17 protein-coding genes are annotated in these 18226 nt (G+C 66.4%); 10 read left to right on the plus strand and 7 right to left on the minus strand.

The annotated features are described in order from the left end of the window. The first annotated feature begins 46 nt into the window (after positions 1–46). The 10 genes from QZ607_RS15955 (at position 47) to QZ607_RS16000 (ending at position 9485) form a co-directional block, all read left to right on the plus strand. Complete coding sequence (locus tag QZ607_RS15955) at positions 47–943, plus strand: peptidyl-prolyl cis-trans isomerase (RefSeq protein WP_295884562.1); 897 nt, start codon at positions 47–49, stop codon at positions 941–943. Next, positions 940–1965: a HupE/UreJ family protein gene (locus tag QZ607_RS15960; RefSeq protein WP_295884563.1), complete on the plus strand. Its 1026-nt coding sequence runs from the start codon at positions 940–942 to the stop codon at positions 1963–1965. Before QZ607_RS15955 ends, QZ607_RS15960 begins: the two co-directional genes overlap by 4 nt. Then, positions 1962–3071 (plus strand): hypothetical protein, encoded by a 1110-nt coding sequence (locus QZ607_RS15965; RefSeq protein ID WP_295884566.1) that lies wholly within the window; start codon positions 1962–1964, stop codon positions 3069–3071. Before QZ607_RS15960 ends, QZ607_RS15965 begins: the two co-directional genes overlap by 4 nt. A gap of 5 nt (positions 3072–3076) precedes the next feature. Beyond that, positions 3077–3715 carry a HupE/UreJ family protein gene (locus tag QZ607_RS15970; protein WP_295884568.1) on the plus strand — a complete coding sequence of 213 codons (639 nt, stop codon included), beginning with the start codon at positions 3077–3079 and terminating at the stop codon, positions 3713–3715. After that, positions 3715–4314 (plus strand): HupE/UreJ family protein, encoded by a 600-nt coding sequence (locus QZ607_RS15975; RefSeq protein WP_295884668.1) that lies wholly within the window; start codon positions 3715–3717, stop codon positions 4312–4314. Before QZ607_RS15970 ends, QZ607_RS15975 begins: the two co-directional genes overlap by 1 nt. Before the next feature lie 99 nt (positions 4315–4413). Next, a complete protein-coding gene (locus QZ607_RS15980) occupies positions 4414–5205 on the plus strand; it encodes a neuromedin U (RefSeq protein ID WP_295884570.1) in 792 nt (263 codons plus the stop codon). 77 nt (positions 5206–5282) lie between these two features. Next, positions 5283–6215 carry a transporter gene (locus QZ607_RS15985; protein WP_295884571.1) on the plus strand — a complete coding sequence of 311 codons (933 nt, stop codon included), beginning with the start codon at positions 5283–5285 and terminating at the stop codon, positions 6213–6215. A gap of 274 nt (positions 6216–6489) precedes the next feature. Then, on the plus strand, positions 6490–7068 hold the full coding sequence (locus tag QZ607_RS15990; RefSeq protein WP_295884572.1) for a hypothetical protein: 579 nt from the start codon (positions 6490–6492) through the stop codon (positions 7066–7068). A gap of 252 nt (positions 7069–7320) precedes the next feature. Further along, positions 7321–8643 carry an alpha/beta hydrolase gene (locus tag QZ607_RS15995; protein WP_295884573.1) on the plus strand — a complete coding sequence of 441 codons (1323 nt, stop codon included), beginning with the start codon at positions 7321–7323 and terminating at the stop codon, positions 8641–8643. Between the two features lie 293 nt (positions 8644–8936). Then, positions 8937–9485 (plus strand): hypothetical protein, encoded by a 549-nt coding sequence (locus QZ607_RS16000; RefSeq protein ID WP_295884576.1) that lies wholly within the window; start codon positions 8937–8939, stop codon positions 9483–9485. Between the two features lie 462 nt (positions 9486–9947). On the opposite strand, the gene QZ607_RS16005 is transcribed toward QZ607_RS16000, so the two are convergent. The 7 genes from QZ607_RS16005 to QZ607_RS16035 all read right to left on the minus strand — a co-directional run bounded on the left by QZ607_RS16005 (position 9948) and on the right by QZ607_RS16035 (position 17663). Further along, on the minus strand, positions 9948–11795 hold the full coding sequence (locus QZ607_RS16005) for a V-type ATP synthase subunit A (RefSeq protein ID WP_295884670.1): 1848 nt from the start codon (positions 11793–11795) through the stop codon (positions 9948–9950). A gap of 125 nt (positions 11796–11920) precedes the next feature. Next, a complete protein-coding gene (locus QZ607_RS16010; protein ID WP_295884578.1) occupies positions 11921–12607 on the minus strand; it encodes a hypothetical protein in 687 nt (228 codons plus the stop codon). A gap of 19 nt (positions 12608–12626) precedes the next feature. After that, positions 12627–13331, minus strand: a complete 705-nt coding sequence (locus QZ607_RS16015; protein WP_295884581.1) for a hypothetical protein — start codon at positions 13329–13331, stop codon at positions 12627–12629. A 26-nt stretch (positions 13332–13357) separates the two neighbouring features. After that, positions 13358–13804, minus strand: coding sequence for an ATP synthase subunit C (locus tag QZ607_RS16020; protein WP_295884583.1), 447 nt, complete (start codon positions 13802–13804; stop codon positions 13358–13360). Further along, the gene (locus tag QZ607_RS16025) at positions 13801–15645 is read right to left on the minus strand and encodes a V-type ATPase 116kDa subunit family protein (RefSeq protein WP_295884585.1); all 1845 of its coding nucleotides are present in this window, start codon (positions 15643–15645) and stop codon (positions 13801–13803) included. The genes QZ607_RS16020 and QZ607_RS16025 overlap by 4 nt, the downstream gene beginning before the upstream one ends. Before the next feature lies 1 nt (position 15646). After that, on the minus strand, positions 15647–16264 hold the full coding sequence (locus QZ607_RS16030) for a V-type ATP synthase subunit D (RefSeq protein WP_295884588.1): 618 nt from the start codon (positions 16262–16264) through the stop codon (positions 15647–15649). 13 nt (positions 16265–16277) lie between these two features. Continuing rightward, positions 16278–17663, minus strand: a complete 1386-nt coding sequence (locus QZ607_RS16035; RefSeq protein ID WP_295884592.1) for a V-type ATP synthase subunit B — start codon at positions 17661–17663, stop codon at positions 16278–16280. Positions 17664–18226: the final 563 nt, after the last annotated feature.

An 18226-nucleotide genomic window follows, 5' to 3' on the forward strand; every position in this document is an offset into this window, starting at 1 on the left:
GGCGATTGACGTTTCCCCTGCCGCTTTCAAAAGCAGGTGCAGGCTAGTGGCCGTGCGCACGGTGCTGCGTGAGCCGCTGCTGCACTTCCTGGTGCTGGGTGCCGGGCTGTTCCTGCTATTCGGTCTGACGCAGCAACTAGACCGGGAAACCACCCGCCAGATCCGCGTTACGGCGGCGCAGGTCGAGCAGCTCGCAGCCCAGTTCTCGCGCACTTGGATGCGCCCGCCGACCGAGGAGGAGCTTGCGGGCCTGATCGAGCGGCACATCCGCGGCGAGGTCTTCTACCGGGAGGCGCTGGCTATGGGCCTGGATCAGGACGACCCCTACGTACGCAATCGCCTGGGGCAGAAGCTCGAATTCCTGCTCGATGACCTGTCCGCCGAGACCGCGCCGAGCGACGAGACGCTGGCGCGCTATCTCCAGGAGCACGGAGAGCGCTACCAGGCGCCGGCGCGGGTCTCGTTCCAACAGGTCTACCTGAATCCGGATCGACATCCGCGGCTGGAGGCCGATGCGACTCGCCTGCTTCAGCAACTGCGCGGCGGCGCCGACCCGGCCGCGCTGGGTGATGTCAGCCTGCTCGGCCAGACCTTCGACGGCCTGAGTCAGCCGGAGGTCGCTCGGCAGTTCGGCGACGCCTTCGCCGAGGCCCTGCTGAACCTGGAGCAGGGCCGCTGGCTCGGGCCGATCCCCTCCGGTCTCGGTGCCCACCTGGTGCAGGTCGGTGGTCGGCAGCCGGCCCGGCGCCCGACGCTCGACGAGGTGCGGCCCCTCGTGCTGCGGGACTGGCAGGATCAACAGCGCCGGGCGCAGAAGGAGCAGGCCTATGCGCGGCTTCGGCAACGCTACGCGATCACGGTGGAGCCCGCCCCGGGGCTGGAGAATCTGTCCTCCAGCTCGCCGCCCAATTCGCCACCAGACCCGGTCGCCGACGCGCGATGAAATCCGCCTCTCGGCCCCTCGTCCTCTGGCTAGCCTGCGCTCTGTTGCTGATCGGGCTCGGCCCGGCGCCGGCGCTCGCCCATGAATCGCAGCCCGGTCTGCTGGAGCTGCGCCAGCTCACGGCAGGGTCTTCGGAGCAGACCTGGGAGGTCCTCTGGCGGGCGCCGATCTACTACGGCCAGCCGCACCCGGCACGGTTGCAACTGCCCGCCGCGTGGCAGCCGGTCGCCGAGCCGACGCTACAACGGCTGCTGAGCAGCGAGCTGCACCGGCAGCTGGTCCGCATCGGGCCCGAGACGCTGGATGGGAGCAGCATCGGCTTCCCGGGCCTGGAGCAGACCATCACCGACGTCTTCGTGCGAGTCACACGTCTCGACGGCACCGAGTCCTCCCAGTTGGTCCGGCCCACCAAGCCGCAGGCGACGCTCCGTGGCGAGCGGCCCTGGTCCCAGAGCGCCGTCGAATACTTGGCGCTCGGCTTCCATCACATTCTGCTCGGTATCGATCACCTGCTGTTCGTGCTGGGGCTCTTGGTCATCGTGCGCGGCGTGCGGGCGCTGGTCCAGACCATCACCGCCTTCACCGTCGCCCACAGCATCACGCTGGCGCTGGCAACGCTGGGCTATGCCAGCATTCCGGCCCCACCGCTGAATGCCGCCATTGCGCTGTCGATCCTGTTCCTGGGGCCGGAGATCGTGCGCGTCTGGCGCGGGCAGACCAGCTTCACCATTCGCCATCCCTGGGTCGTCGCCTTCGGCTTCGGACTGCTGCACGGCTTCGGCTTTGCAAGCGGGCTCTCCACGGTCGGTATGCCGCGGGCCGAAATCCCACTGGCGCTGCTGATGTTCAATGTCGGCGTCGAGCTCGGTCAGCTCGCCTTCGTCGGCCTGATTCTGCTGCTGCACCGGGCCTTGCGGGTGCTGGAGTTCCGCTGGCCGCGCTGGGCCGAGCTCGGGCCGGCCTACCTGATCGGGACGCTCGGTGCCTACTGGACCCTTCAGCGCACGGTGATGATGCTGTGATTGCGGCCATCCGATGCCTTTGGCCGGCATTGCTGCCGCTCCTCTGGGCCGGTGCGGCCAATGCCTGCCAGATCTGCATTCCCCTGCCGGAGCGAACCCTTGCCGACAAGTTGCTCGCCAGTGATGCCGTGGTGCTCGCACGTGAGGACGCGTCGCGCCCGTTCCACTATCAGGTGATCGAGACGCTGTTCGGCAAGCCAGGCAACGCACCGATTGAACTCTTTCTGCACAGCCAGGCCCGCCGCATGCTTGCGGCGGACTCGCAACGGGCGATGGTGCTGACGCACAGCGCCCGGGACGGCAGCTGGTCAACGCTCGGATTCACGACGCCTGAGTTCGATCGCGTCCTGCGCGGGGTCCTGGCGCAGGTCGGCCGCTGGCGGCCGCATGAAACCGAGAATCGGGAGCGCCTGGAATGGTTCGCACCACTGCTCGGCCACCCCGACAAACGCCTGCACGAGTTGGCCTATCTGGAGATTGGCCGTGCGCCCTACGCCGAGATACGTCGGCTTGCCCCGCGTATCGATGCCAAGAACCTGCGCCGAATGCTCGATGATCCGCGCTACCTGGAGTGGCGCAGCTTGGCCATTCTGATGCTCGGCGAGTCCGGCCGACCGCAGGACCAGATCCGGGTCCGCCAAACACTCGCGGACAAGGCTCGGGTCGCGAGCACGACCAACCTCACCGCCTGGGCGACGGCTTTGGTGGCGGTCGATGGCGTCGCGGGCATCGAGCAGCTCGGGCACCTGTATGCGTCCAAACCGGGACGCAGCCGCGACGAGTTGGATGCGGTGCTTCAGGCGTTGTCCATCCACGCCAAGGCCGACCCCGAGCTGCGCGGCGCGGTGGCAGATCTGTACCGGCGCATCCTGGCCCACGAACCCTCAATGGCGCCGGCGATGGTGCACGACCTCATCGCTTGGCGACGCTGGGACTTTCTCGAACCCATCCGACAGAGCCAGCAGGACCTGGCAGATGATCCGCTCGCCGCCTATGCGCTCGGCCTCTATCTGCGCTTAGCCATTTCCAACGAGTCACTTGGGCGCTCGCCCAAGGACCGCGCAACCACAGACAGGTCAGTGGCCGGAAATCCGGCTCAGGAGTAACGTCGATGACAGACAGACCAAGGCTTTTGCCGATTCACGCAAGCCGTCACCAACTGTCGATGGCCGTGCAGATTGTCCTGACCACCTGGCTGTTGCTTATTCCGCTGATCGCGCTGGCGCATGTCGAGGGCGGCGCGGCCGGCGGCTTCTTGAGCGGATTCGGCCACCCGATCTCAGGGCTCGACCACGTGCTGGCGATGGTCGCGGTCGGGCTCTGGGGCGCCCAGCTCAGCGCCCCAGCCATCTGGCTGCTGCCGGTGGCCTTTCCGATCATGATGGCCTTCGGCGGCCTGCTCGGTCTGTCGGGCGTCGAGCTGCCCGCCGTGGAAGTGGCCATCGCGCTGTCGGCGGTGATCCTCGGCGCGCTGATCCTTGGGGCGATCCGGGTACCGCTTGCTGCCGCTTTGCTGCTGGTCGGCTTCTTTGCCGTCTTCCACGGGCACGCCCACGGCACCGAGATGACCGCGGGTCAGAGCGCGATCCTCTACAGCATCGGCTTCGTCATCGCGACCGGCCTGCTGCACGCCGCCGGCATCGGCATCGGCTTCATCCACCGCTGGGAGCCCGGCCGTGTCGCGCTGCGCGGTGCCGGCGGGGTGGTCATGGCCGGAGGCGTCTTCTTCCTGTGGAACGCGCTCGCGTGATGCGCACCACCGCCTGGATCGCGTCGCTTGCACTGCTCGCGGGCGCGCCGGGTGCTGCCCACGCGCACCTGGTCAACTCCGGGCTGGGTCCCTTCTACAACGGCACGCTGCACCTGCTGCTGTCGCCCTCGGATTGCCTCGCCGTGCTCGCGGTCGGCCTGCTGGCGGGGCAGGGCGGCAAGGCGAGCGCGCGTGCAGCGGCAATCACGCTGCCGCTCGCCTGGGGTGGTGCCGTGCTCGCCGGCCTCACGCTTGAGCGCGCCGCCGAGCCGGGCTGGCTCGAGGTCGCGCTCCTGATCCTGCTCGGCGTCTCGGTCGCGGCCGGGGTTCGGCTACCTGCCTGGGTCCTGGCCCCGGTTGCCGTACTGATCGGCATCGTGCATGGCCTGGAGACCGCCGGCGCCCTGGTCGACAGTGACGGCGCGCTGGTTGCCGTCGCCGGTATTGCCACAGCCGTAGCGGTGCTGACCTTGCTTACCGGGGCACTGGCGGTTTCGCTGCAGGCCGCCTGGACCCGCGTTGCGCTGCAAGTGGGCGGTAGCTGGATCGCGGCCGTGGAGATGCTGATGCTGGGCTGGATACTTCAGGGGATCAGCTGACCTTAGGACATCCTGTCGCTCTTTCTTTCGACCTCTTACCAACTTTTGGACTATGCAGAGACCAACTCGATGATTAATTTGACCAGATTCGCTTGCCTCATGACGGCCGCCATCGTGCTCGGGTGGTCGGGTTCGGGGTTGGCAGAAGATCTCGCCAAGGCGTCGCAGAACCCGGTGGGAGACCTGATCAGCGTCCCCTTCGAGTTCTCCTACTACGGCGGCCTGCCAGGTGAGTCATCAGCGTCCGTGCTGCTGGCGAAGCCGGTGTTTCCGGTCAACCTCGGCGGCGTAAACCTGGTCAACCGGCTCATTGTTCCTGGTGCTTGGGTCGATGCAAACCTGAGCCGTTTGACGCTGGGTGGCGATTCGGTTCCAGCCGACGACGTCAACCGCAGTGGCTTCGCCAACGTTCAGTATCAGGGCTTTCTCACGCCGGCCAAGCCAGGAAAGGTCATCTGGGGCCTAGGTCCCGTCCTGGAGATGCCCACCAACACCAGCGACCTGGGGCCCGACAAATGGTCCGCGGGACCCGCCGCGGTACTTCTGGCGATGCCGGGCAACTGGGTGTTCGGCGTTCTGGCCCAGAACCTGTGGTCTTTCGCCGGCTCTGACCGCGCCGATGAGATCAACAAGCTCACGTTGCAGTACTTCATCAATTACAATCTGCCGAACGGCTGGTTCCTGACCTCCTCCCCCATCATCACGGCGGACTGGACTGAGCCAAGAGACAATCGCTGGACCGTCCCGGTCGGTGGCGGTATCGGAAAGCTGACTCGCTTCGGCAAGCAGCCCGTGAATTTGACCCTCAAGGCTTACAACAACGTGATTCATCCCGACGCGGGTCCTGAGTGGTCCGTCTTCGCTGGCGTGAGCTTCCTGTTCCCCAAATAACGAACGACTGCACTCCTCGAGCAACGGCGGAAACGCTAACCATGAGATCACCCAGAGACTCGGGCTTCATGCACAGGATGGCTGGCCTCGCCATCATCGGTTGTTCCCTCATCTCCCAGGGCGCTGTCGCCGCCGAGGGCGGCACCACTCATTACCTGCCGGGCGCGGTCGCGACGATGATCGACCTCGCGCCCACCCAGCCGGGCTGGGTGATCGAGCCGATCTACCTACACTACGAGGGCGATGCGGACACGAACAAGGAGATCCCGATCGCGGGCCTGAATGCACTGGGCCTAAAGGCGACCACCGACGTAGCGTTGCTTGGCGGCTTCTACACGTTCAAGCAACCGGTGCTCGGCGCTGACTACAGCGTCGGTGCCATGCTGCCCCATGTGTGGCTGACGGTCGAGGGACAGGTCGAGACCGCCCTTGGCACCTTCAAACAGCGGGATTCGGCGTCCGGACTCGGCGATCTGACCCTGGTCCCGGCCATGCTCGGCTGGAAGCGTGGACCGCTCCAATACAATGCGGCCGTCACCGTCTATGCACCGACCGGAGACTACGACGTCGGCGAGCTCGCCAATCCCGGCCTCAATTACTGGACCGTCAATCCCTGGGTCGGCGTCTCGTACAACAATGCCGAGAATGGTCTCAACGCCGCGCTGCACGGCGGCATCGCCTTCAATACCGAGAACCCGGATACCGACTACCGCAGCGGCATCATGACGCACGTGGAGGGCAGCGTGCAACAGCTGCTGCCGCTCGGCAAGGGCTTCCTCAGTCTTGGAGCCGAGGGCTTCTGGCTGGAACAGATCACCGCGGACAGCGGACAACGACCAATTCTCGTCGACTTCAAGGGGCGCACCGCCGGCATCGGGCCGGTGCTGGGCTACTTGCGGCCGCTAGGGGAGCAGAACTTCGTCGCGGAGATTCGCTGGCTACCCGAATCTGAGACCAAGAACCGGCTCCGAGGGGACTACGTTTGGCTCAAAATCGTCTATCAGTTCTGAATACATGTTCTGCGCATGGCGGCGGTTCCCACGTTCCGACCCCTGTCACGTGAGGCCGGCGCGCGAGAAAAACGTTACAGAAACAGGGCGAGTAATGACAGCCGTGCCTTATCTGGTGGACCTATGGCGTTCGGACGCTTGCTCAGCGATCTTTCGCTCCGAGGATAAGACGAATACGAGTAGTGTCGCTTTCTTCGCAATAGCCCACTACCGTTACCGAAGTCCGGGTGAAACTCGGGCTGATTTCCCTGCCTGACCATTGACGGAGTCAACGATGAACATCATTTACGCCTTGATCGTTTCATTTGGTGTTGCCACCACGCTTTGTTCATTCGCGCAAATGCAGCCGGCACCGCCGCCCGTCGGCGAGGTGCAGTCGATGGAACTGACCGCGACAGTTGAAGACATCGACGCCGACGAGCGTTTGCTGACCCTTAAGGGGCCGGAGAACCGGGTCGTCATCGTCCGCGTGAGTCCGGACGTGCCGAACCTCGACCAGATCGAGCCCGGCGACCAAGTCGACGTCCTGTACTATCGTGCCGCGCTGCAAGAGGCCGAGAAACTCGACCCAAGTGTCGAGCGAAGCGGGAGGGTCATCGAGCGGGGGTCGGCGACCGGTACTGTGGCGGGCATGCCGGCCGGTATCGCAGCGCGGACAGTGAGGGAAACGGTCGAGGTACTTGGCGTCGACGAGTTCAAGAAGGCCGTTGCGTTTCGCGACATGAACGGACGGTATCGGGAGGTCTCGGTGGATGCGCCGCACCTCGCGCACTGGTTGGACGATCCCGCCGAGGGTGACAAGGTGCGTTTAGCCTATACCGAAGCGGTAGCTGTGCAGGTCGAGCCGAAATAGCAACCCCTTCCCGAGTCGATTAAGTCATGGCGAGGGCTCTTACCGCCCTTACCATATGACGGTTAGACTGCGAAGTTCATCAATAACTGCCACGGCCCCGCGCCAGCGGGGCGGTGTGCGTCGCGATAGATTGGCCGGAACTTTATCTTGCCCGGCCACAAAAAAGGCGCACAGACGCCGCGTAGAATCCGGCGACGTTGCCACATAGACCGCAAAGTCCCCCTTCGACCAAACGCCGCCGAGCGAGGCAACATGAAACTTAGATATTCGATATGCCGGCTCGCTCTTGTTGTCCTTGCCGGCAGCCTGATCGGATGCGGAAGTACCAAGCCGCCTTCCGATCAGATCTTCCTCATGCCGGCCCCCGATTTGTATACGGAAGGACAGGTCGATCCTTTTTCGGATAACGCATTGATCGGGAGCGATCGCCAAACCGAGGTGCTGTTCGCAACGGATCGGAAGCCATCCGATGACACGCAGCGATTTGCGTTCTACGGGGACGACCGGGACAACGTATTGCACCTAGGTGAGGCGCGAATCCAGCTGGGCGCAGGTGCGCCGATCACCTGGGAAGAGGCGCGCCGGATCTCGCTGCTCAAGAGCCGAACGGACAAATACCCACTGAAGATAAAGAGTATCGAGGAATACGGCGTCCTCGAACGCACTGTGCCTCCGATTCGAACCGATGTCGAACGCAGCACGATACCCGGGCGGCAGTTCGCCGAGGCGATCAATGAGCGCTTGCGGGAGTCAGGCAGCAAGGACGTCTACATCTATGTACATGGATACAAAGTGGAGTTCGAGAACCCCATTCTGGTCGCCGCAGAACTTTGGCACTTTCTTGGCTACGAGGGTGCATTTGTCGCCTATAGTTGGCCGTCGACGCGAAAGACCCTTGCCTATTGGTCCGACTTTGATGATGCCATCAACTCCGCCCGACGTCTTCGGGCGCTGATCCTGCACATCGCCGAAACCACCGACGCCAAGCGTATCCACGTCGTCGGCTACAGTGCGGGGACCCGTCTGGTCGCCCGCATGCTCGCGGACCTTGGGCTTTATGGGTACTTGCTGGATGCGCAAGAGTTGCACCAGCGGACCAAGCTGGGACATGTGCTCTTGGTGGGCAGTGATATTGATCGCGCGATCTTGACGGGCTATTTGTTGGATGGGGCACTGCGCGTACCCGATAGCCTGACGATCTATCAATCATCGGAGGACTCCGCGCTCAGGCTGTCGCAGCGCGTTTTCGGGCGCAATCGCACGGGTGAAATCGTTAAAGGCGACCTGACTCGTCCTGGCGTGAAGGCGTTCCTGAGGGAGCATCCTGAGTTACGCATCATCGATGTCACGCGCGCAGAGGGCGGCACCGCCGGCAGTGGTCACGGCTATTTTCGCGAGAGCCCCTGGGTCAGCAGCGATATTTTGACGACGCTCTTGTACAACCTTGCGCCGTCGGAGCGTGGCTTGGTCCTGGAGCCCGATAGCCCCATCTGGACATTCCCGGGTGACTATATCGACCGATTACGCCGGGCACTCGGCAAGGAGAATCCGACTTTGGCAGTCTCGCAGCATTGAGGTGACCGGCTACACGCCCAGTTGCTGCGCCGATTTGCGGAGTTCCTTCCGCACCGTCGCCCCGCCGCCATTGGTGGCGTATACTACCGAATCTTCCGCTGCCCTATCACGAGTCGCTCATTCAGGTGGACGTTAATTGGCTCTACAGTTGGCCCCTGTGGCAAGCTGGCATTGCATTCCTGGTTCTCCTACTGCTCGCCGCCGAAATCGGGTTTACGCTGGGCGCGCGCGGACACAATCTCGCATCAGGGGATGCCAAGAAGACGCTCCGGGGGGACGTGACCTTGGGCTCCATGCTCGCGCTGCTGGGACTGCTTCTCGCCTTTACCTACGCATTCAGTCTCGGTCGGGCCGATATGCGTAAGCAGGCGATTGTCCAGGAGGCTAACGCCATCGGCACCGCCTTTTTGCGTGCCGACTTCGTCGCTCAGCCTGAGCGAAGCGAGTTGCGCCATGCGCTCCTTGAGTACGCGCGAACGCGGCTGGTGCGTGACGAGCTTATCGGGGAGGCGCAGCAGGTAGCGGTGCAGCGCTCCCTGGAAGCGCAGTCGCGACTCTGGCCCGCGACGGAACAAGCGTTGCGCGAGGACGTTCCCGGGCCGTTACAGGCGTTGCTCGTGCAAGCGATCAACGAAGTGCTGGACGCCCATGCGGTACGCATCTCGGCGGTCAACGACCGGATTCCGGGGGCCGTGCTGGCACTGTTGCTTCTCGTTGCCGGCGCATCCTTGGCACTTGCGGCGCACAACGTGGGACTGAACGGCTCGATCAGCCGCTGGCGGATGGCTACCTTCGCTGCCATTCTGGCCGCCCTGATGCTCGTCATTGTAGACTTCGATTGAGGACAGCGCGGCCTGATCCGCATTAGTCTCCAGCCGCTTGCAGCCGTTATCCAAGATCTGGAAGGGCGGATCAAGGAGTGAGGTCTCGCAGCAAAAGCGGCTAAGCGTGCAGCGACTGCCCGCCGCCGATGGCCACCAAGAGCGGAGATAGGGCTTTTTGTTCAGCCCTGCGGCTGCTGCAACTCGAGGCGGCGATTTGAACGGAAGATTTCGGCCCCATGGTTGTCGGAGAGCCAGGCAGTGTCTGCCCAGAGTCAGCTCCGGGTCGGAACCGGCCAGTGCGGACACCGACGCCCGATGTCTGGTTTTGATCGGCAGCGGACAAGCGAGAGATCCAAACGGCGGCTGGTGTAATGAGTGTTGGGTCTACCCTGTGTGCCCGAGCCGACGGATCAGCCGAATTCAGTCCGGGATCGGGCCGGGACCCTGGGGCCGCAGAGCATCCGGGGCCGTTGCGCCGGCTCAGCCGGCGGCGCCCTCGACGCCCGGTGCCAGAGCCGCCGCCCCCTGGGCCTGGCTGCGGGTGGCCTGGTCCGCCAGTTGCGCGATCTCGCTGAGCAGCCGGTCGTAATCCGGGCTCTCGGGCGCGGCGTAGTTGAAGTTCTTGAACAGGCCCGTGAGCTTGGTGAAGAAGTCCCGGGCGGCGGCCTTGCTCGGGAAGTCGTAGTCGCGGTGCACCAGCCCGTAGACGCGCTCGAAGGTGAGCTGCTGGCGCTCGATGGGTGCGGCGGCGTCCACCTTGTCGAAGGCGTCCTGCTGCAGGAAGACCATGTCCACGAAGAGCGCCTTCTGGTAGGTCAGGTAATCGGCGACGGTCACGCCTTCCTCGCCGGTGACCTGCATCATCTGCTGCACGGCGTCGCCGCGGCGCAGCAGGTCCTGGATCTGCTTGACCCGCGGCACCCAGCTCGGGTCGATGTGCCGGGCGTACCAGTCGGCGAGCTGGTCCAGATAGCGGGACCAGGAGATGAGCGGGTCGATGGCGGGGTAGAAGCGCTTGTAGGCGCGGTCGTAGGAGAGCCCGAGGAAGGTCTTGACCGTGGCCAGTGTGGACTGGGTCACCGGCTCCTCGAAATTGCCGCCGGCGGGGGAGACGGTGCCGATGAGGGTCAGGCTGCCCTCGGTGTCGTCGGCAGTGCGGAAGACACCGGCGCGCTCGTAGACACCGCGGATGGAGGAGTCCAGGTAGGCCGGAAAGGCCTCCTCGCCCGGGATCTCCTCCAGCCGCCCGGAGGTCTCGCGCATGGCCTGGGCCCAGCGCGAGGTGGAGTCTGCAAGCAGCAGCACGTGATAGCCCATCTGGCGATAGTACTCGCCGAGGGTGATGCCGGTGTAGATGGACGCCTCGCGCGCCGCCACCGGCATGCTGGAGGTGTTGCAGATGATGATGGTGCGGTCCATGAGCGAGCCGCCGGTCATGGGGTCGGACAGACCGGGGAACTCGGTGATGGTCTCCACCACCTCGCCGGCACGCTCGCCGCAGGCGACGACGATGACGATGTCGACGGCAGAATGTTTGGCGATGAGGTGCTGGAGCACCGTCTTGCCGGCACCGAAGGGGCCGGGGATGCAGCCGGTGCCGCCGCGGGCGATGGGAAAGAAGGTATCCACCAGCCGGATGGTGGTGATCATGGGCTCGTGTGGGTAGAGCCGCTCGATGGCGCGCTCGCGCAGCATGCGCTCGGTGAGCGGCCGGCGTACCGGCCAGCGCCGGGTCAGGTCCAGCGAGCGCTCGCGGCCGTGCTCGTCGCGGATGCGCACCACCGGGGTGTCCACGGTGACGCTGCCGGCGCGAATCCAGGTCACCTCCACCTCGCCGCGCTGCTCGAAGGGCACCATGATCTTGTGCGCGAAGCTGCCCTCCTGGACGGTGCCGAGCACGCCGCCCGCCCGCAGCCGGGCGCCCGTCTGCACCGCGGGCGTGAAGGACCACTTCCGGCTCAGGTCCAGCGCCGGCATCTCCACGCCGCGGGGCAGGAAGGTGCCGTGGCGCACCGCCAGGCTCTCCAGCGGGTTCTGCAGGCCGTCGTAGACCTGCCCCAGCAGGCCCGGGCCCAGGGTTACCGAGAGCAGGTCGCTGCTCTGCACCACCGGGTCGCCGATGGACACGCCGGCGGTGTCCTCGAACACCTGGACATCGGCGAAGCGCCCGCGCACGCGCAGCACCTCGGCCTTGAGGCGCTCCTCGACGCCGCTCTCGGACTCCCGCCGGGGCAGGATGTAGACCACCTCGTTCTTCACCAGGGGCAACGGGGCGCCGTCGGCGCTGCCGCCCTCGATGGTGACCAGGGATTCCTGCACCGCGACCACGCGGGTCGGGACGGCGGCCGGCGCTGGCTGCGGGGCGGCGCCGTTGGTCTCGGCGGCACTCGCGGCCGGGGTTGTCTCTGCCACGATCAGATTCCTCTTGGTGGTAGCTTGTCAGCGCGAGAGGCTCACGCGGCCGGCGGCAGCTCGACGCCCGCCAACGCCGTCTCCAGCAGCTCGTCGAAGCGCGCCAGCGCCGCGTCGGCGTCGTAGCGGGTCCAGCGGGCCACCAGGTCCCAGCGGGTGACATAGACGACGACGGCCTCGAAGTCGAACTCGTGTCCGGCGCCGATGCGCTCCAGGTGCGCCCAGACGGCGCCGAGCAGCAGCCGCTCCAGGCCCAGGGCGTCGCCGTCGTCCAGGAGCTGCTTGGCCTCAGGCAGCCAGGGGTAGACCCGCTCCAGGCGAAAGTGCGGCTCGGTCCAGTGACGGGCGATGTGCGGCACCCAGCGCCCGAAGCCCCAGCGGCGACGACCGGACGGCGCGGGCTCCCCGGCGCGGCGGCGGCGCAACGCGGCGACGACGGTGCGCAGCTCAAGGCGCCAGATGACGAGCTCGCGGGCGAAGGCGTTGCTGATCCGGTCGATCTCGGCCTGCGCCTCTCGCACCACGTCCTCGTCGTCCACGTCGAAACGCTGGTGGCGCCAGTCGATGACGCTCGCGAGCCGGGCCAGGTCCTCGGCATCCTCGGGCTCGAGCCAGTTGAGGCGCATGCGCAGGCGCAGGCGCGACAGGGGCGTCTGCCTGGCGCCGAACAGCGGGCCGTGCGCCGGCAGGGACGTGAGCAGCGTCAGGTAGCGGTCTTGCGGGGCCATGGGCTCGCTCGGTACCTGCTCACTTGACGGTGCCTTCCAGGATGGCGCGGAAGCGCGGCTGCAGATGCGCCAGAATCAGTTCCGCCACCTTCTCGTCCGTCAGGTCGATCTCCAAGTGCTTGTCCTGGAGGCGGATGCGGATGCCGCTCGCGTCGTCCTCGGCCACCGTGAAGCGCACCCCGTCGCCCAGCACTTCGGACGCCACCGCCAGCACGAAATGCGACAGCGAGCCTTCCCGCAGCTCCAGCGGGTTGCGGCGCAGCGCCTCGATGCTCACCAGCTCGTGCGGCAGTACGACTTCCATGGCTTCGCCCGGCTCGACGCCGGCCTCGTCGCGACCGCGGCGGGCGACTTCCAGGATCAGCTGCTGAAGGAATTCCTCGCGCTTCAGCTCCGTGGTGATGAGCCGATGGACCTTCTCGTTGACCTCGCGTGTCAGCACGGCCTTCAGCTCCAGCACCGTGTCGCGCATGGCGAGCCGCAGGGCATCCTCGCCGGCGGTCTTGAGCGCCGCTGCCTCCTGCCGCGCCGCGGCGAGCGCCCGCTCGGCCTCAGCCTCTGCGTCGCGCTTGATGCGCGCGGCGTCCAGCTCGGCCTCGTGCTGGATACGCGCTGCTTCCTCGCGACCGCGGGTGACGCCCTCGTCGCGCAGGCGGGAGATCAGGGCCTCCACCCCGGCGGCGGTGGGCGTGTCGGCTGCCTTGTTGCGGACTGGCTGATTCATGGTGCTGCCCCTCTGGTCGGGATGCTTCAGGCCGGAATGCTGCCGGCCAGCACCAGCGCGAAGACGAAGACGAAGACCGAGAAGCCCTCGACGATGGCCGCCGGAGCCAAGGACAGGCCGAAGATCTCGGGCTTCACCTTCATGGCCTGGATGGCGGAGGCGCAGGCACGCCCCTGAAGGATGCTGGCGTAGAGGAGCGCGATGCCCGCCAGCAGGCCGATGCCGAAGAGCCCCGGCGCGGAGCCCGCGGTGACCTCGCGTTGCAGCGTGAACATGATGACGATGCCGTAGATGACGCCGGTGGACGGCATCACCGAGACGCCCAGATAACGCCCCTGGCCGGACTCGGTGTCCACCATGGCGCCGATGGCCGCCTGGCCGGCGATGGCGCAGCCGACGATGCTGCCGATGGCGCTCAGCGCCAGGGCGCCGAACAGCCCCGACCAGCCGAGGGCGATGACGAACTCGTTCATTCCGCAGTCTCCGTTTTCTTGAAGGGCCGGAAGGGATAGCCCTCGCCGGACAGTGCCCAGTTGTAGAACTCGATGTAATTGAGCCGCAGCCCGTGCACGACGCCGCTCACCAGTCCCAGTGCCATGTTCAGCCCATGGCCGATGAGCAGCAGCAGGATCTGCAGCAGCAGCCCGAGCCCCGGCACCTGCTCGCCCACCTGCCGGGCCAGGTCGTTGAAGGTGAGCGCCAGCGAGGCCGACGCGAGCCCCAGCGCGAACAGCCGCAGATACGACAGCGTATCGCCGAAAATCTTGGTGACCTGGGTGAGGGCCATGAGCCCGTCCAGGCCGCGCATCAGCACCGAGCCGAGCCCGGTGACGGGCCGCGCGCTGCTGGCGAAGAACACCAACGCCAGGCCGAGGCCGATGCCGGCGTAACCGGCCGTCTGAGCGAGCAGGGCAGGGCCGGCGCCCGTGCTGCGGACAGCGTCCGTTGCACCGTCCAGCGCACTGATGGCGAGCCAGAGCGTGAAGCCCCCCAGCGCCACCAGTGTCCAACCCAGGGGCGCCAGCGCCTGGAGCCGTGGCCAGAGATTGCCCATCCGCACCAGGTTACCGAGCACCACGTGGAAGACACCGACGGCAACGGACAGCCGCATCATGGTGTCGAAGTCGTTGAGGTCGAGCACACGCAGTTGTGCCGGCAGGCTGCCCACCGGTGGCGAGAAGCCGAAATAGCTGCCCACGGCGACGCCCCAGGCGAAGGAGGCGCCGGCGATGGCGCTGGCGAGCACCCGGAAGCGGCGGCCCGCCGGCGACGAGCCGAGCTTCCCCCAAAACAAGAGCAGCCCGAGCCCAAGCAGCGCCGCATAGCCGGCGTCCGAGAGGATCATCGCGAAGAAGATCGCGAAGGAGAAGAACAGCACCCGGCTCGGGTCAAAGCTGTCGTACGCGGGCATTTGGTAGAACTGCACCAGGTCTTCGCCGGCGCCCAGGCGCTCGGGGTTGCTGAGCAGGGTCGGCGGGGCATCGTCGGGGGCCGGGTCTTCGATGAGCAGCGCCAGGCCCTGCTCCTGGGCCAGCGCCTCCACCGCCGGCAGCCGCGAGACGCCCACCCAGCCCTGCACCGCGAACAGGCCATCCACGTCCAGGGCCTGGCTCTGGGCATGGCGCAGCACGGCCTGGTCCTCGGCGCGGGCGAAGTGCTTGGTGAGCAGGTGTATCCAGCGGGTCAGGGCGCGCCGCTCGGCCTGGGCGTCTTCCAGCGCCAGCTCGGCGGCCTCCAACTGCCGCTCCACCTCGGCGAGCGACACCGCACCGGTGTGGTCGCGCGGTACGGGCAGGGCGTCGCGCGGGGGCTCTTCGGCGGCGATGACCACCAGATACGCCTGGCGGTTGTCGCGGCGGACGATCTGCCAGGGCAGCTCCAGGTCATCGAGTGCGGTGAGCTGGCGCAGCGGCAGGCGGTAGAACCAGAGCTTCTGGCCGTCCAGGTCCTCCGGCGGCGGCAGCTTGAAGTCGCCCCACTCGGCGAGGTCCCGGGCGCGCTGGGCCAGGGCATCGCGCCGGTCGAGGGCGGCGCGCAGGCGGTCCTTGGCGGCGAGCACCTGCTGCACGGTGGCGGCGATGTCGAAGCCGTCCTCGCCCCTGACCTGACGGCGCTTCTCGGGCTCGTCCAGCAGCCAGCGCAGGGCCTTGCGCGCGTCCTCGGCGTGTGCGGGCGGGCGCTTTTCGGGCTCCTCTGCGGGTGGCGCCAACGGCACCAGATGCGCGCAGCCGAGGGCCTGGAGGCGGTCCAGCAGCGCGTGCTTATCCGCGGCGCTGCCCACCAGCGAGATGCGCTTCAGGCGCTCGATGGTCATGTCAGGCTTGTCCCCCGGCGAGGCCTCCGGCGGCGCGCTTCTTCTTCGCGATCTTCGAGCGCACCACCGCGGCACGCTCGGCGTCGGAGAGCGCGATGCGGATGCGCTTGATGTTGGCGCGGGTCTGCGGGATCAGCACCTTGTCGAACAGGTTGACGCGCTGGGTGACGGTGCGTACTGCGCCTTCCAGCAGGGCGACGCGCCGTGCGGCGAGCATGGCCTCGACGCGCAGGCGGGCGCTTTCGGTGAGCGCGTCCACCAGCGGCTCCAGCCAATGCGGCTTGGAGATGCAGCCATAGGGGCGCACCGCGATCTTGAGCTCCGCGAGCGTCGGCAGCCAGGTGCCCATGACGTTCTCGCGGCCGAGCGCCACCTGCTCCACCCGCACCAGGCCGGTGAGGTCCAGCTCTTCGTTGCCGAGCATCGGCAGGGTGTCGGCGACCCGTTGCCGCGCCGCCGCCAGGCGCTCGTCCAGCGCCCGCTGCTCGGCCTGGGCGCGGGCGCGCTCGCCCATCAGCTGCTTGCGCTTCAGGTCCAGCGACGGCAGGAACTGCCGATAGGCCTTCAGCTGCTGTGTCTGCTGTGACAGCGAGGATTTGCTGAGGGAGACCTTGGCCACGTCAGCTCTGCTGTCAGGCGACGGCGGAGGCCGGTGCTGTCGCCTCCCCCGCATCCGTGCCGGCCTGGCGCGGATAGTAGCGGTCGATGAGCTGTTGCTTCATCAGCAGCTCCTCGGGCTCGAAGCACTCGGCCATGGTCTGCCAGCACAGATCCAGCGCATCTTCCAGCGGCAGGCTTACGTTGATGTCCATGAAGCGCTCGCGGAACAGCTCGCCGAAGCGCAGCAGCTTGTGGTCGAAGTCGCTCAGCTCGAAGGCCATGGCCTGCTTCTGTTGCGCATCCCGGGCGCCGGAATAAAAGCGGATCATGGTGTTCATGACCTGGCCGTGGTCCTCGCGCGTGACCTTGCCGATGACGTGCTGCTTGAGACGCGACAGGCTGCCGAAAGGATCCAGCACGCCGTCGTGGAGGTAGAACTGCCCCTCGGTGATGTAGCCGGTGTTGTCCGGCACCGGGTGGGTCACATCGCCGCCCGGCATGGTGGTGACCGTCAGGATGGTCAGCGAGCCGCCCTCGCGGTAGTCGGCGGCCTTCTCGTAGCGGCGGGCCATCTGCGAGTAGAGGTCGCCCATGTAGCCGCGATTGGACGGGACGGCCTCCATGGCGATGCCCACCTCTTTCATGGCGTCGGCATAGGCGGTCATGTCCGTCAGCAGCACGAGCACGCGCTTGCCTTCTTCGAGCGCGAACTTCTCGGCGACGGCCAGGGCCGTGTCCGGCACCAGGAGTCGCTCCACCACCGGGTCCGCGGACAGGTTCACGAACATGACCGTGCGCGGGAAGATGCCGGCGTCCTCGAACTCACGGCGGAAAAAGTAATAGTCGTCGAAAATCAGCCCGAGGCCGCCGAAGACGATGATGTCCGCATCCGCCTGAATGCCGATGCGCGCCAAGAGCTGGTTGTACGGCTCGCCGGCGACGGAGAAGATCGGGATTTTCTGGCTTTCGGCGAGCGAGTTGAAGACGTCGATCATCGGCACGTCCGTGCGGATCATCTTTGAGGCGAGCACCCGCCGGGCGGGGTTCACGGACGGACCGCCGGTGGCGATCTTCGGCTCGTCGGTGAGGTCCGGCCCTGTGTCCAGCAGCTCACCATCGCCGCGGAACACCCGGCCGAGGATGTTCTCGGAGTAGGTGGCGCGCATGGCGTGGCCCAGGAACTGCACCGTGGACGAGGTGGCCACGCCCTTGGTGCCGGAGAACACCTGCAGCGAGGCGGTGTCGCGGTCGATCCTGATCACCCGTGCGAGCGACCGGAAGCCGTCCACGCCCTCCACCAATGCGAGGTCATCATAGGCAATGGCCGGCGCGTCTTCACCCGCGGTGCCGATCCGCACCTTGAGGATGTCACCGACGATCTCGATGACATCGGTGAACCGCATCAGGGTCTGGGCCATGGAATCTCCTGCACCGCACTCATTCGGGACCGGATGGGGATCGCACTCGCGCTCCGACTGGCAGCGAGGGGCGTGACAGAGCAGCACGCGATCACGCTCAGGCAGACGCCCGACCGGCATGTGCCGGGCCGGTCTCCGAGGAGCGACAGCCCGTCTGAAACCGACCGGAGGAAGCGTTTTGCAAGGCGCACGCCCGCTTGCGAGGGCGCGAGACTATACAGGTCGCGCAGGGGGGTCAAGGCACCCCGAGTGCCGTCTGGCAGAAGATGTGCTCGGGTGCCGGATACTGGGGAATTCCCTTATTGCGGAGGACAGTAAGCACCGTTGACGCGCGGGCGCGGATAACCGCTTGTGCGATGGCCGATCGAGACGTGCATCCGCTCGCTGCGCACGGAGTAAGCGTGGCGTCGCTTTGCCCAGTGCCGAAGCCAGTGGCCAACCATGATTCGTTGCGTGGGTGCACAGGTCTATGCATACGCAGCTCAGTTTGGCGTTCGCCGCAGCGCACGCTGGTGGTCGAAGCTCAGACGTTGTGTCTGCCACTTGTGCAGCAACGCGTGCCG

The sequence above is a fragment of the uncultured Thiohalocapsa sp. genome (genome assembly GCF_913063425.1).
Taxonomy (GTDB): Bacteria; Pseudomonadota; Gammaproteobacteria; order Chromatiales; family Chromatiaceae; genus Thiohalocapsa.

Coding starts and splice junctions, on each gene's coding strand:
- QZ607_RS15960 (WP_295884563.1), top strand. CDS start 940: ATGAAATCCGCCTCTCGGCCCCTCGTCCTCTGGCTAGCCTGCGCTCTG.
- QZ607_RS15970 (WP_295884568.1), top strand. CDS start 3,077: ATGACAGACAGACCAAGGCTTTTGCCGATTCACGCAAGCCGTCACCAA.
- QZ607_RS15975 (WP_295884668.1), top strand. CDS start 3,715: ATGCGCACCACCGCCTGGATCGCGTCGCTTGCACTGCTCGCGGGCGCG.
- QZ607_RS15980 (WP_295884570.1), top strand. CDS start 4,414: ATGACGGCCGCCATCGTGCTCGGGTGGTCGGGTTCGGGGTTGGCAGAA.
- QZ607_RS15985 (WP_295884571.1), top strand. CDS start 5,283: ATGGCTGGCCTCGCCATCATCGGTTGTTCCCTCATCTCCCAGGGCGCT.
- QZ607_RS15990 (WP_295884572.1), top strand. CDS start 6,490: ATGAACATCATTTACGCCTTGATCGTTTCATTTGGTGTTGCCACCACG.
- QZ607_RS15995 (WP_295884573.1), top strand. CDS start 7,321: ATGAAACTTAGATATTCGATATGCCGGCTCGCTCTTGTTGTCCTTGCC.
- QZ607_RS16000 (WP_295884576.1), top strand. CDS start 8,937: ATGCTCGCGCTGCTGGGACTGCTTCTCGCCTTTACCTACGCATTCAGT.
- QZ607_RS16010 (WP_295884578.1), bottom strand. CDS start 12,607: ATGGCCCCGCAAGACCGCTACCTGACGCTGCTCACGTCCCTGCCGGCG.
- QZ607_RS16015 (WP_295884581.1), bottom strand. CDS start 13,331: ATGAATCAGCCAGTCCGCAACAAGGCAGCCGACACGCCCACCGCCGCC.
- QZ607_RS16020 (WP_295884583.1), bottom strand. CDS start 13,804: ATGAACGAGTTCGTCATCGCCCTCGGCTGGTCGGGGCTGTTCGGCGCC.
- QZ607_RS16025 (WP_295884585.1), bottom strand. CDS start 15,645: ATGACCATCGAGCGCCTGAAGCGCATCTCGCTGGTGGGCAGCGCCGCG.
- QZ607_RS16035 (WP_295884592.1), bottom strand. CDS start 17,663: ATGGCCCAGACCCTGATGCGGTTCACCGATGTCATCGAGATCGTCGGT.